Origin of the sequence: Streptomyces sp. R21 (genome assembly GCF_041051975.1) — a bacterium.
GTDB lineage: Bacteria > Actinomycetota > Actinomycetes > Streptomycetales > Streptomycetaceae > Streptomyces.
This window is the reverse complement of record NZ_CP163435.1, coordinates 1,243,808-1,257,621: the sequence shown is the minus strand read 5'-3', so window position 1 is coordinate 1,257,621 and position 13,814 is coordinate 1,243,808. Positions and strand designations below refer to the sequence as shown.

The window sequence follows — 13,814 nt, the reverse complement described above, 5'->3', positions numbered from 1 at the left end:
CGCGCCTCAGCGCGAGGCATCGCCTAGAACATGGTGTTGTCGTTCTTGGAGGTGGGCGGGATGACCTGGAGGACGTCCCAGTGTTCGACGATCTTGCCGTCTGCGTCGAAGCGGAAGATGTCGATGCCCGCGTACTCCTCGTCGGGCCAGATCTGGTGGCAGTGCAGGACGACGTGGTCACCTTCGGCGAAGGCGCGCTTGAATGCGACGCGCTTGCCCGGATACTCGGCGGCCATGCGCTCGAAGTAGTCGATGAACTCCTGCTTGCCGTCGGCGACATGCGGGTTGTGCTGGATGTAGGTGTCGCCCGCGTACTGGGCGATGGCCTCGGCCGGGCGGCACTGGTTGAACATCAGGCCGTAGAACGCCTTGGCCGTGGCCTTGTTCTTCTCCGGGTCGCTCATGGTGCCACCGTAGGGTCGGGCGCCGGGTGCGGCGCGGTGAGTACGTCGAGCTGGTGGTCGGCGCCGACGGGGACGGGCATGGCCCGACCGGCGAGGCCGGCCGAAACGCGGCGTACTTTCCGGTGGGCACGCCACCACTCAGCGGCCCCGATGAGGCGACGTGGCCTGTTCCATCAGTCGCCCGAAAGGAGCCCAGCCAGGCGGCTTTCGATTTCCTCGACCGGCACATCATGCACATGCTGGTCGAATGCCCAGCGGTGGCCGGAAGGATCGAGCACCTCTCCCGTACGTACGCCCCAGAACGCGTCGTGGACCTCAGTGCTCACGCTGGCGCCTGCCGCGAGGGCCTGCCTCATCGCCGCGTCGGCGTCCTGGACCCTGAGTCGGTAGGCGGCCACCGAGGTACCGATCGAGGAGGGGCTGGCCAGGGTGGTGCCGGGTACGGGGGCGGCCATGGCGACGGGCAGACCGTGAACGTCGAGATCAGCGGTGGCGATGGACCCGTCAGGCAGTCGGAGGATGCGGGTCACCGTGGCGCCCAGTGCCTCTTCGTACCAGGTGATGCTGCGATCGACGTGGTCGACGATGAGGTGCAATGCGAAGTCGGGGACGGCCTTGGTCGATGTGTCCATCTGTTCCTCCGGGTCGGGTTCAGGCATCTCACGAGTACGACGACGCGGCGGCCGGAAGTGTCAGGGGCGGAGCCGGACGCCCCGGCGCAGAGCCCGTGCGGACATTCAGCGCTGCATCCAGACGCGGAGCTTCAGGGGGTTGCGCACGACCCAGAGCCGCTGAATGTGATCGCCGGCGATCTCGAACGCGTACACCGCGACCGTCTTTCCCCGATCGGTGGCGACGAGTCCTGCCTGGCCGTTGACGGTTCGTTCCAGCAGATTCAAGGTGCCCGCCTGCCGGGCGAGACCGACGAGGTACCGGGCGATCTCGGCGCCGCCTTCGATGGGGGTCAGTGACGCGGTGACCCGACCGCCGCCGTCGGCTGTCGCGGTCGCCGATGGGTCGAGAAGTTCGATGAGGGCCTGGATGTCCTGGGTCTCCCACGCCCGCTTGAAATCGCGGACGACCCGCGCGCGGGTGGCCTGCGCCGCGATCGGCCGTGCGTCGCCGACGCGGCGGCGGGCCGACGACGCGAGCTGGCGGCAGGCCCCCGGCGTGCGCCCGACGATCTCGGCGACCTCGGTGAACGGGTAGCGGAACACGTCGTGGAGGAGGAAGGCCACCCGCTCGGCGGGGGTCATCGAGTCGAGGACGACGAGGAAGGCCATGTCGACGGACTCATCGAGCGTGATCCGGTCCGCCGGGTCGAGCGGGGCGCTGGGCCGCCTGCCAGACCACTCCATGGCGTCGGGCACAGGTTCGGGGAGCCATTCACCAACGTAGTGCTCGCGCCGGACGCGAGCCGAGCCGAGCAGGTCGAGGCACACGCGGCTCACGACGGTGCTCAGCCACGCACCCGGTGAGCCGATGGCGTCCTGTTGCTCTCGGGAGAGGGCATACCACCGGGCGTAGCCCTCCTGGACCGCGTCCTCCGCATCGGCGAGAGAACCGAGGAGACGGTAGGCGAGATTGATCAGTGGCCCCTGCTCGCCGGCGATCGTGTGTCGCCGCGCGGCTGTCTCGTCGCGACCTGGTTCGGCTTGTTCCGAGTGAATGTCCATGGTGCCGCTTCTCCTGCTCGCAGTTGCCCTTCTCCCATTCGACGAACGAGCTGGTCGAATTGTGAGCCCATCCGCGCATGGGAGAGGAGATGCACCGTCGGATGGCCGCGCGAGTTCACGGACCGGGGTCCGGGAACTCGCGCGGCCGGGCGTCACGTGGGTTGGGTTGTGGCGCGATGGACGTCGTATCGGTCAGTGCAGGCTCCACCGCTGGTTGGAGCCGCCGTTGCAGGTCCACAGGTCGAGCTTCGTCCCGTTCGCGGTGCCGGCGCTGTACGCGTCCAGGCACAGGCCGGACTGCACGCCAGTGATGGTGCCGTCGGAGTTGACGTTCCACTGCTGGTTGGCTCCGCCGTTGCAGTCCCAGATGATGACCGCGGTGCCGGGGCTGGTGCCCTGCCCGGAGGCGTCCATGCACTTGTTGCCGTAGACCGTCAACTGCTTGTTGGCGGTGTAGGTCCATCGCTGGTTGGAGTTGCTGTTGCAGTCCCACAGCTGCAGCTGGGTGCCGTTGGTGGTGGTGCCACTGTTGACGTCGACACACCTGCCGGACGCGGCGGACGTGATCGTCCCGCCGGAGCCGGCCGGTCGGCGGAAGAGGCCGAACTCGGCGATGGCCGGGGCGGCCCGGGAACCGGTGATGCGCAGCCTGACCTGGCTGGTGGTGACAGGGGACGCGAGGCGGACGAGCTTCTTCTGGCCGATCGTGGTGTCGCTGGCCACCTGGTTCCAGGCGCTGCCGTTCCACGCGTCCACGGCGTAGGACTTCGCACGCTGGCCGATGTTCAGGTCCTCCTGCACCGAGATGACGTCGAAGGTCCGCGTCGACGGCAAGGTGACCACCACTGCACCTGTGGTCCCGGTCGGCTGCCAGGAGCTGTCCAGGTTGCCGTCCAGCGCCAGGCCCGGGGTGTGACCGGTGCTGTTCGCGGTCCCGCTGTCGTTGGCGACACCGGCGCCGGCGGCGAGGTTGGTGCTAAACGTCGAGGAGATCGCGTTGCCGTACTGGGTCAGGGCCGCGACCGCCGGGGCATCGATGACGCCCTGCTGGTTCGGTCCGATGTCGAGCAACTGGTTGCAGTTGCGTCCCACCGATCCGTAGTAGAGGTCCTCCAGTTCCGACTCGCCCCTCAAGGGGTCGCCGGGATGCCAGAACCAATTGTGGTTCGCCGACAGCGTCGTGTTGCATTCCCCCGGAGACCACCGCAGCAGGTTCCAGGCGCTCGTGCCGTCCGGCTTGCGCTGGGACAGCAGGGAGTCGCTGCCCAGGTCGGAGGCGCCGTTGCCGCCGGGCACCGACAGGATGGAATCAGCGGCGGTCGCCGCATCACCGGTGTAGGGGACGACGGACCACTCCGAAGAACGGGCGTAGCCGTTCTCATTGCCGACCCAGCGCACGTCCGGTCCGCCGTCGTTCTCGATGACGGCGTTGGGCTGCAGGGTGCGGACGATCTTGATCCAGTCGCTGAAGTTGTAGGGCTGGGTTCGGTTCGTCGGGTTGGCGTTGTCCCACCACAGTTCGTCGACGCTGCCGTAGCGGGACAGCAGTTCGTACAGGGTGTTCTCGTAGTAGGTGTTGTAGTCGTCCGAGGTGAGATGGAAGCTGACCCCGTTGACGATCTCCGAGGGGTCGGAGGGGATGGTCACCTGCTTGGCGGCGCTGCCGTTGGCGAACCGCCCGCCGGACAGGTTCTCGTGAAGGTCGGCGGGTGAGAGGTAGATGCCGACTTTCAGGCCGTACTTGTGCATGGAAGCCGTGAAGTTCTTGATCACGTCGCCTTTGCCGCCGAGCCACGAGGAGGACGCCACGCCGAAAGCGGAGTACTTCGAGGGGAACAGCAGGAAGCCGTCGTGGTGCTTCGCGGTGAGGATCGCCTCCTTGAAGCCGGCGTTCTTCAGTGAGGCCGCCCACTGGTCGGTGTCCAGACCGGTGGGCTGGAAGATGTTCGGGTCCTCGGTGCCGGTGCCCCACTCCCTGCCGTCGTAGGTGTTGACGCCGAAGTGCAGGAAGGCCGTCTCTTCCAGCCGTTCCCAGGCCAGTTGGCGCGACGACGGCACGACATTCGCCGCATTCGCGGTGATCGTGGCGGGTGAGTCCGACGGTGCGACGGGGACGACGTTGGACGAACCCGCCGCGTCGGCGGCACTCGCCGTGCACACGGTGAGCACGAGCAGGCTGAGTGTTAACAGCGCCGTCAGCATGCGTTTGGCGAGGCTACGCTTCTTCGGCGCCGATCTGCGCCGATCTGCGGTGCACATACGCGATCCTTTCGGGTCGGCAGCTGGGCGTGGGTGTCGGTGACAACATCAACTCAGGAGCCACTTCTGGTTGGCGCCGCCGTTGCAGGTCCACAGTCCGACCGGAGCGCCGTTGGCGGTGGACGCTCCGGTGACGTCCAGGCACAGGCCGGACTGGACGCCGGTGACCGTGCCATTGGAATTCAGCGCCCACTGCTGGTTGGCCCCGCCGTTGCACGGCCAGGTCACCACCTTGGTGCCGGGGGTGGTCTGGTGGTTGTAGGCGTCCAGACACAACGTGGTACCGGACATGGTCACCGTCAGCTGCCCGGACGCGGTGTGGGTCCAGGTCTGGTTGGCCCCGCCCTGGCAGTCCCAGGTCTGCAGCTGCACGCCGGCCGTGGTCGACGCGTTCGGCACGTCAAGGCACTTGCCCGAACCCACCGCGTGCAGCGCACCGGTGCTGGGCGGGGTGGTGGTGCCGCCGCCGTCCAGACCGAGGAAGGTGATGGCATAGGCGAGCATGCCGGGCTGCGGCAGTGTGTGGCCCGTGTTCGCGATGCTGATGCCTTCGACGGGGGACTGCTGGCCGGTGCCTCCGTAGCGGGTGCGGGTCCAGGACGACTGGGGATGGTCGGTGGCGGCGGGTGTCTGGTTCAGGCTGTGGAGGTTGGTCCACTGCTTGATCTCCTCGCCGTAGTTGGGATAGGCGAGGGTGGTGTCGGTGGTGCCGTGCCACAGCTGCATGCGCGGGTAGCCGCCGGTGTACCCCGGATACATGGAACGGGCCAGGTCGCCCCATTGCTGAGCCGACTTGATGACATTGCCGCTGGAGCACTGGCCGTTCCACGTGGAGCCGTCGGTGGTGGCGAAGCAGCCCGCCGGCACTCCGGAGAACGCGGAGGCCGCGCTGAAGACGTCGGGGTACTCGGCGGCCAGCACGTTGGTCATCATGGCTCCGGAGGAGAAGCCGCTGACCACGATGCGAGCCGGGTCCACGTTGTAGTGCCGGCGGGTCCAGTCGACCATGGACATGATGCCGGTGGAGTCGCTGCCGCCGTTGCGTTTGAGGGCCGCGGGGCTCGAGACGTCGAAGCAGTGGCCGTCGCGGGTCGCCTCGGGCAGGACGATGAGGTAGCCGTACCGGTCGGCGGCGGTGGCGTAGTCGTGCCCGTTGCCGCCGAAGATGCCCTGGGCCGAGCCGCCGCAGTAGTGGACCAGGACCAGCAGGGCGGGCTTGGGCGCCAGGTGGTCGGGAGCGTAGACGTACATGTTGAGGTTGGTGGGGTTGGTCCCGAAGCCGGTGATCTGGGCCAGGCTCGCCGCGGCTGCCGGCCGGGGTACCAGGAGCGTGAAGGCGGCGGCCAGCGGCAGTAACACCATTGCCAGGACCGTGCGCAGAGTACGTGTCACAAGGGGGACCTCGTTTCCGGTGATCGGTGTGGGCCGGGAAGCGGCTCGCCCGGCGGCGGTTCAACCGGGGGGGTGCCCCTATGACTTTGGTCAAGGGGTAGTCGGGGTTGGTGGTTGGTAGAAGGTGCCGTCGCGGAGCATCGCGAAGAGCACGTCGGCTCGGCGTCGGGCGAGGCAGAGGAGAGCCTGGGTGTGGTGCTTTCCCTGGGCAATCTTCTTGTCGTAGTAGGTGCGGGAGGCGGGGTCGGCCAGGGCGGCGAACGCGGAGAGGAAGAAAGCCCGTTTGAGCTGCTTGTTTCCCCGTCTGGAGGGCTGTTCGCCGCGGATGGAGGACCCGGAGCTGCGGGTGGCGGGGGCGAGGCCGGCGTAGGCGGCGAGGTGGGCGGCGGACGGGAAGGCGGTGCCGTCGCCGACGTCGATGAGGATACGGGCTCCGGTCCTGATGCCGATGCCGGGCATGGACGTCAGGACCTTGGAAAGAGGGTGGGCCTCCAGTAGTTCCTCGATCCGGTGGGCGAGGATTTTGCGCTGGTCGAGCACCGCCTGGAGTGAGTTGGCGAGGCTGGGGACGATCAGTGCGGCCGCGTCTGTGCCCGGAACGACGACGGTCTGCTCGTCGAGCGCGGTGAAGATGTCGTTGATCAGACGATCGGCCATGCGGGGCGCGTTCGGGCGGATCAGAGTGATGAGTCGTCGGCGTCCGGCCTTGCGGATCTGGGCCGGCGAGCCGAACTGGTCCAGCATTCTGAGGACGGCCGGGTGCTGCATGCGCGGGCCGATGACTCGTTCCAGGTGCGGGTGGATCTGGGTGAACAGGCCGCGGAGCCGGTTGGAGAGGCGATTCGCCTCGGCGGTGAGGTCGTCGTCGAAGCCGACGATCATCTGGAGTTCGGCGATGGTTTCGTCGTCGAGGTCGACCGAGCGAAGCGTGTGCGGCATCGCCCGGGCCGCGTCGGCGATGATGAACGCGTCTTTCGCGTCGGTCTTGGCCTCGCCGGGATAGAGGTCGGCGATCCGCCGCATCGTCAGGCCGGGCAGGTAGGCGATGTGGCAGCCCAGGTCCCGGGCGACGGCCAGCGGCAGGGCCCCGATCGAGGCCACCTGGTCGACGATGACGAGGACGGTGCCGTGTTTGACCTGCAGCCTGGCGAAGACCTCGCGGAGCTTGGGTTCGCTGTTGGGCAGCCGCTTGTCGAAGGTCTTCTTCCCGGCCGGGGTGAGTGCGGTGGCGTGGTGTTCGCCCTTGCCGACGTCCAGTCCGAGGTAGACGTCGATGTCGCTGGTGTCGATCACGTCGTGGTTCCTTCGGTGCTGTTCACCCGGCCTGCCACGGCACTGATCGCCACATCCACATTACGAAGAGCCTCCCGACCTGCGAAGAAGCCGGTGGTCATGCCCCTAATCAGCGGTCTTTCAGTGCCTTCGGAGCTGGTGACACCACCCCCCGGGCCATGCACTCGACAAGGGGAGGTAGTCATGCCAACTCCGAAGGCCGGTAACCCCGTTGCGGGGCTACGAAGACGGTAATGGGGGGGGCCGGGCGTCCGACTCCGGTGCCGGTGGGGTGCGGATCCGAGGCGAGTCGTCGCCCCTGTTACGCCGACCCTGGCTCCGGCGGGGACGCCGTGGTGGGCGCCGCTGGATGCGGCGCCCACCGGGTGGCTGGTCAGCCGATGGCTGTGGCGAAGATGTGCATGGCCACCTGGCCTGACACCGCGTCGGAGCCGACGTTCGGCAGGGTCAGGTAGGCCACGGTCTTGCCTGCCTGGAGCGGCACGGTGGCGCCGTACACGCTGACCTTCTGCTGGATCTTGCCGCTGCCGCCGTTGATGTAGTCGGTCGTGGCGACGATGTCGGTGCCGTCGACGGGACTGTTGCTCCACCAGTCGGCGAAGGACAGGGTGTAGCTCTGGGTGGTGCCGTCGGTGTAGGTGATCAGGCCGGTGCCGGAGGCGTTGCCGTAGTCGGCGGTGCCGAGGAATCCGAGTTTGGTGCCGCTTCCGGTGAAGGGGACGGTCTGGCCGCCGGCCACGATGTTGTCCGGCTTGCCGGTGCCGGTGGTGGGCCAGGTGAAGCTCAGTCCGCCGTGCGTGACGGTGCCGCCGGAGGTGATCCCCTGGGTGGCGAGGGCTTGTTGAGACATGCTCTGACCGCCGCCGTCGAGGTTGCCGGCACCGGGAGTGGCGTCATCGCTGATGCCGATGTTCTTGGTGATGTCGTCGATGGAGGAGTAGGGGACGAACAGTTGGCCTGCCGCGTCGTCGCTGGCCCGGGCACCCTGATAGGTCGCCGAGGCGGCCAGGGCGTAGGTGCCGGGCTTGACGCCGGCCGGAGGGGTGACCGTCCAGGTGGTCTTGACGGAGGCGCCGGCCGGGATGCTCGGGAAGGTGGCCGGTGAGGTGGGGGTGGCCTTCCAGCCGTCGGGCACGGCCAGAGTGACCGAGGCCTTCGGCAGGGCGCTCGGGCCGGTGTTGGTGTAGGTGGTGGTCGCGGTGACAGGGGACCCGGACGTGACGATCGGGGCGGCGGAGAGGGTCAGGGTGTGGTGCACGCGGATCACCGCGGAACCGGTGACGCCGTGCACGGTTGCGCTGATGGTGGCCACACCGTTGCCCACCGCGGTCACCAGCCCCTTGCCGCTGACGGTGGCGACGGACGGATCGCTGCTGGTGTAGCGGACCTTGGTCCTGGACAGGTCCAGGAAGGAACCGTCGTCGTTGACCGCCTCCACGATGTGGTCGGCGGTGACGTTCAGGTTGCGGCCGGGCTGGGCCGTGGGGTCGGTGTCGTCCTTGATCCACTGGTTGCGGGCGGTGAGGTCGACTGTGTCGCCCGCGCTGTAGACCACGGCCTCGGGCTGTACGGTCACGTACTTCACGTGCGGGGTGAGGCTGCCGTGCACGGTGACCCTGGCGGATCCCGCGGTGGTGGCGGAGTCCGGTCCGGCCTCGAACCGGTACGTGCCGTTGTGGACGACCTGCTTGGCCTTCTGTCCGTCGTGGAAGGCGAGTTCGGGGACCCGGACGCGCAGGGTGATGTGCTGGGTGGCACCGGGCCGGAGCACCCGGGTCTTCTGGAAGCCGACGAGCCGCTTCTTCGGCAGTTCGCGGTCCTTGACCGTGAAGTCGGTGGCCGCGTACAGCTGGGCGACCGTGGTTCCGGGCACGCTGCCGGTGTTGGTGACATCGAAGCGGACGTTCACCGTCCCGTCGGCGTTCACCGAGGAACGGTCGGCGCGGACGTGGGAGTAGGCGAACGTGGTGTAGCTCAGGCCGTAGCCGAAGGGATAGGTCGGCGTGCCCGTGAAGTACTGGTAAGTGCGGCCCAGACCGCCGGTCCCGCTCGGTGCGAGGTCGTAGTCGGAGACGGCGGGCAGCTGGGAGTCGTCCTTGTACCAGGTGAAGTTGAGGTGCCCGCCGGGATTCTGCTTGCCGAACAGGACGTCGGCGAGGGCGTCGCCCTGGCTTTCGCCGTTGTAGCCGGCGAAGACGATCGAGGCGACCTTGGCGCGGTAGGGCTCGATGGCGACCGGCCCGTCGGACTGAATGTCCAGCACCGTCCTGGGATTGCCCAGGGCGGAGACCTGGTCGATGAGGCTGCCGTAGTTGCCGGGCAGGGCCAGCCCGCTACGGTCCTTGCCCTCGCCTGCCGTGGCATCGTCGGTGCCGACCGCGACGACCACCAGGTCGGCACTCTTGATATCGGCCTGGGTCTGGGCGCTCAGCGTCGCCTCGCCGGTCGCGGTGCTGGAGGTGCCGGCCGCGTCGTGGACGACCTTCGCATCGGGGTTGGCTGCCCTGACCTGGGCGGTGATGCCCTGGACTGCGTCCACCTTCTTGGTGGGATCGCCCGAGTAGCCGCCGAGGGTGACCTTCCCGGCCTGATCGCCGACGATGACGACCTTTCCGAGCGTGGCCGGGTCGGCCGGCAACAGCGGCCTGCCGTTGTCCGTGACCTTGTCGTTCTGCAGCAGGACGAGCGCGTTGTCGGCTACGGTCCGGGCCAGGTCCTGGTGGGCCGGTGACTCGATCGCATCCTTGGTGATCTTCGTGTACGGCTGCTGGTTCACCGGGTCGAACTCACCGGTCTGCATCCGGATGGTGAACAGGTGCACCAGCGCGTTGTCGATGACGCCTTCACTGAGGACACCGGCCTTGATCGCCTGCTCGAGGTTGGGTGAGGTGGCCTCCGCACCCGTGCAGTTGACGTTGGTGCCCGCGCGCAGTGCGTAGGCCTGACCGCCGGCTGCCCCGGACACCTTGCGGCCCGTGGCGGTGTTGGTCCAGGTCGCGTTGGCGCCCTTGTGGTCGGTGGTCCAGCCGGGCGGCGCCCAGTCATGGCCGGCGGGGAAGGACTGGTACGTGGTGCCGACCGCGCCGCAGTCGGAGGTGATGTACCCGCCGAAGCCGTACGTGCGCTGCGCGATCTGGTTGGTGGTGTACGTGTTGGCCGCCGACGGTGTGCCGTTGATCGCGTTGTACGACGTCATCAGGCCCGCGACATGTGACTTCTCGATCAGGCTCTTGAACTGCGCGGTGTAGTAGTCGTACAGGTCGTCGTCCGAGACGTCCGAACTGATGCCGGTGCGGTCCTGCTCGACGTTGTTGAGCGCGTAGTGCTTCGCGGTCGAGGCGACCTTCAGGTACTTGCTCTGCGGGCTGCCGTCGGGATTCTGGCCCTGGTAGCCGTTCACGAAGGCACCCGCCATCTGCCCGGTGAAGTACGGGTCCTCGCCGAACGCCTCGTCGGTGCGGCCCCACCTCGGGTCACGGTCGAGATTGACCGTCGGCGCCCAGTAGGTGAGCATCCCGTAGTCGTCCCTCGAGGGCCCGAGGTTGTTCTGTCCGGTTCCCCACAGCGACTTGTCCAGAAGACCTCGGGCCTCGTCCGAGATCGCCGTCGTCTCCTTGTACATCAGGTCCTTGTCCCAGGACATGGAGGCGGCGAAGTTGGTGGGGAAGCTGGTGGCGTGCACGCCACCGGTCACCGAGCCCGGGTTGGTGTTGGCGAACAGGGCGTTGATGCCGTGCTGCCCCTCGCTCCAGTACGTGTACTGCTGCACGCCCAGCCTCGGAATGGCCGGCGCGCTGTTGGTGTGCAGCTGCTGGATCTTCTCGTCCAGTGACATCCGCGAGACCAGGTCCGCGGCCCGCTCCGCGAACGAATGGGCGGTGTCGAGATAGATGGGCGGGGAGGCCCGGACGGCAGACCGGGGACCGGCATGAGCCGTGCCGCCGACCGTACCGAGCAGGCCGAAGGAGCACGCGGCCGCCACGGCCGCGCGTAACCAGGGTGCGTTGGTTCTGTGCATCGCGCCTCCTTGCGCATCAAAAACGAGGGCGGGGAGCGCTGAACACCGGGCACGATCCCCAGGCAGCGATCAGCACCGGCAGCGGTGACAGGGGTTTGCCGCGGACAGGGCGACTCACCTGGGTCGTATGGGATCGCTCCCTGGATGAGTAGTACTCATCCAGCGTTGACCCGACGCCCTTGTCGGCGGACTACCGGCCTAAAGACTCGGCTCTGTGATTAGCATGCACCTGCCAAATATGTCCGCCGCTACTGGTGCTCAAGGCTTTGAGCTGGCCTCTTAGATCAGTTCCGGGGCGGCGCGGGCCATTCCTGGCTGCACGGAGGCACTCCTGAGGAGGGGGGATGTGACCGCCGACAGTTCGAGTAAGCGCTCACATCGCGGCTGGGGGGAAGAGTGCAATGACGTATCGTCGATACATTCGCCGACAATCAGTCGTGATAAGGCTGTCACATATGCGGGCGCATCCTCAAGGGGCATGAGCGGACAGGGTTGCTGAGTTCCGGAATGTCCTGGGTCGTGCTGCCGCGCGGCAGGGCCATCGAACCGCAGGGGGGAGACGCTCCGCCAAGGGAGACTCGCTCGCGCCCGCGACCGGCAGTGCGGCCGCCTTCGCCGTTCCCGCTGAGTTCCACGGCGACCGGGGTCGGTGGCGTCCGACGGGCACGGTCTGCCGCATCGTCAACCGCAAGAGCGGCAAGGTTGCCGACGTGTACGACTTCGGCACCGCCAACGGAACGAACATCCGGCTGTGGCCCTGGCTGAACAACACCGCGCAGAAGTGGACCGGGACGACAACGTTCCCCAGCAGCACTGGGCGATCACGTCGACCGGCGACGGCTGCTTCTACCTCACGGGGCCGGGAAGCGGGCGCCGGGCGACCTCGTGGGCGTCGTCCGGCGGAACGCCCAGCATGCGCAGGACCATCTCGGCCAGGTTCACCGCTGCCTCGTCGCCGTCCAGATCGGGGCGGGCGAATCGGAGCTCCACCAGGGACAGCAGGGTTCCGCCCAGCGCGGACAGGGCGACCGCCGGGTCGACGGTGGTGAAGCGGCCGGAGGTCATGCCGACCTCGACGTCACGCAGGGCCCGCCGGGTCAGGCCGTTGTCCGAGTGGAGATGGGCAAGGCCGCGACGGCGCAGGACCTGCATCTGCTCCGGATGGGAGTCGGCCATGCGAGCGCTGAGCCGGAAGCCCGCCGCGACGAGTTCCGCCGGGTCGTCGATCCCTGCCAGGCGCTCGTCGAAGCTCTGGCCGAACTCCTCCAGGGCGTCCACCACCGCCGCCTCGAACAGCTCGGTCTTCGACTGGAAGTGGTTGTAGAAGGAGCCGAAGCCGACGTCGGCGCGCTCGGCGATCGCCTGGATGCTGGCGCCGGTGTCCCCGGTCTCGGCGAGTATCTGCCGGGCGGCGCGGATGAGCGCCTGACGGGTCTCGGCGCGGCGCCGTTCGAACCGGTTGCTGGGCGGGGCTGACGTAGGCATGCGCAGAGTCTAACCAGCGGGCGATGGCTACTGCAGTTCTGATGGATTCATCATTTCCTGCCGCGAACATCTTGACGACGAGACTGTCAAAGTTGATGATTTCCTCATTACGGCGATGTTGCTCGGAGGGCACCATGTCTGAAACCCGCGTCCACGGACCTGATTCCAAGACGGCCCACCAGGACCTCCACAGCGAGCAGGGCGCCCTGCGCGGCGAGCACCCCGGGAGGTCGCGGAATCCTGTGATCAAGGTGGCGGACCTGGCATGGCTGGAGTTCGAGAAGCCCGATCTGGACCGGGCGGAGGTCTTCGCCCGCGACTTCGGGTTCGCCGTCGCCGCCCGTACGGAGAGTGAGCTGTGGTTGCGGGGCACCTTCGCGGGCTCGCCGTGCATGGTGATCCGGCGCGGCCGTGCGTCGCGTTTCATCGGTCCGGTGTTCCGTGCGGCGCAGCGGACCGATCTGGACCGGCTGGCCCGGTCCACCGGCACGGCCGTACGGGAGGCCGATGTGCCGGGCGGCGGGAAGATCGTCGGTCTGCTCGACCCCTCGGGCTTCCCGGTGCGCGTGGTGCACTGCGGCGAGCCGTTGCCGGCGCTGCCCGAACAGCGGCCGCTGCTGCTCAACTTCGGCACCGATCACCGCCGTACGAACGCCACCCAGCGCCCGTCGCGTGAGCCGTCCCGTATCCAGCGGCTGGGCCATGTGGTGCTGGAGACCCGGGTGTTCGGCCGGGCGCTGGACTGGTATCTGGACACGCTCGGAATGATCGTGTCCGACTTCCTGTTCCTGGACGGGCAGCGCGGCCGCGGCCCGACGATGGCGTTCATCCGCTGCGACCGGGGCAGTCAGGTCGCGGACCACCACACCCTCGCCATGCATCTGGGGCCGGGCACCGGCTATGTCCACTCGGCCTATCAGGTGACCGATCTGGACTCGATCGCCGCCGGTGGCGAGTACCTGAACGAGCGTGGATACAAGCGCAGTTGGGGTATCGGCCGACATATCCAGGGCAGTCAGCTCTTCGACTACTGGCGCGACCCCGACCGCTTCATGCTGGAGCACTTCGCCGACGGCGACCTGTTCTCCTGCGACGTCGAGCCCGGCTGGGCGCCCATGTCGACCAGCGGCCTGGCCCAGTGGGGTCCGCCCGCCACCCGGGACTTCCTCGGCGCGAGCCCCTCCCCGCAGCGGGTCCGTGACGTCATCGAGGCGCTGCGCGGCGACAACGAGGTGGACCCGGCACGCCTGCTGGGCCTGCTCAGAGCCGCCACCTCCTGAACCCTCA

Annotated in this window: 9 protein-coding genes and 1 pseudogene; 2 read left to right on the top strand and 8 right to left on the bottom strand. The window is 67.9% G+C overall.

The window, feature by feature from the left end; all coding sequences use genetic code 11:
* Positions 1-23: 23 nt before the first annotated feature.
* From AB5J56_RS05855 to AB5J56_RS05825, 7 genes are all read right to left on the bottom strand, one after another.
* Complete coding sequence (locus tag AB5J56_RS05855; protein ID WP_369230734.1) at positions 24-404, bottom strand: nuclear transport factor 2 family protein; 381 nt, start codon at positions 402-404, stop codon at positions 24-26.
* A gap of 173 nt (positions 405-577) precedes the next feature.
* Positions 578-1,036, bottom strand: coding sequence for a VOC family protein (locus AB5J56_RS05850; RefSeq protein ID WP_369230732.1), 459 nt, complete (start codon positions 1,034-1,036; stop codon positions 578-580).
* Between the two features lie 105 nt (positions 1,037-1,141).
* Complete coding sequence (gene sigJ, locus AB5J56_RS05845; protein ID WP_369230730.1) at positions 1,142-2,080, bottom strand: RNA polymerase sigma factor SigJ; 939 nt, start codon at positions 2,078-2,080, stop codon at positions 1,142-1,144.
* 192 nt (positions 2,081-2,272) lie between these two features.
* Positions 2,273-4,339 (bottom strand): alpha-L-fucosidase, encoded by a 2,067-nt coding sequence (locus tag AB5J56_RS05840; protein ID WP_369230728.1) that lies wholly within the window; start codon positions 4,337-4,339, stop codon positions 2,273-2,275.
* Positions 4,340-4,387: 48 nt separating this feature from the next.
* On the bottom strand, positions 4,388-5,701 hold the full coding sequence (locus AB5J56_RS05835; protein WP_369230726.1) for a PHB depolymerase family esterase: 1,314 nt from the start codon (positions 5,699-5,701) through the stop codon (positions 4,388-4,390).
* Positions 5,702-5,821: 120 nt separating this feature from the next.
* Positions 5,822-7,024 carry an IS110 family transposase gene (locus tag AB5J56_RS05830; protein WP_369230724.1) on the bottom strand — a complete coding sequence of 401 codons (1,203 nt, stop codon included), beginning with the start codon at positions 7,022-7,024 and terminating at the stop codon, positions 5,822-5,824.
* A gap of 373 nt (positions 7,025-7,397) precedes the next feature.
* The gene (locus tag AB5J56_RS05825) at positions 7,398-11,042 is read right to left on the bottom strand and encodes a glycoside hydrolase family 3 C-terminal domain-containing protein (RefSeq protein ID WP_369230722.1); all 3,645 of its coding nucleotides are present in this window, start codon (positions 11,040-11,042) and stop codon (positions 7,398-7,400) included.
* Positions 11,043-11,704: 662 nt separating this feature from the next.
* Between AB5J56_RS05825 and AB5J56_RS05820 the strand changes: the two are divergent.
* Positions 11,705-11,898: pseudogene (locus tag AB5J56_RS05820) on the top strand (RICIN domain-containing protein); the annotation flags it as partial.
* On the opposite strand, the gene AB5J56_RS05815 reads toward AB5J56_RS05820, so the two are convergent.
* Positions 11,889-12,527, bottom strand: coding sequence for a TetR/AcrR family transcriptional regulator (locus tag AB5J56_RS05815; protein WP_369230720.1), 639 nt, complete (start codon positions 12,525-12,527; stop codon positions 11,889-11,891). The pseudogene AB5J56_RS05820 and the gene AB5J56_RS05815 overlap by 10 nt on opposite strands.
* Positions 12,528-12,661: 134 nt before the next feature.
* Between AB5J56_RS05815 and AB5J56_RS05810 the strand changes: the two genes are divergently transcribed.
* Positions 12,662-13,807, top strand: coding sequence for a VOC family protein (locus AB5J56_RS05810; RefSeq protein ID WP_369230718.1), 1,146 nt, complete (start codon positions 12,662-12,664; stop codon positions 13,805-13,807).
* Positions 13,808-13,814: the final 7 nt, after the last annotated feature.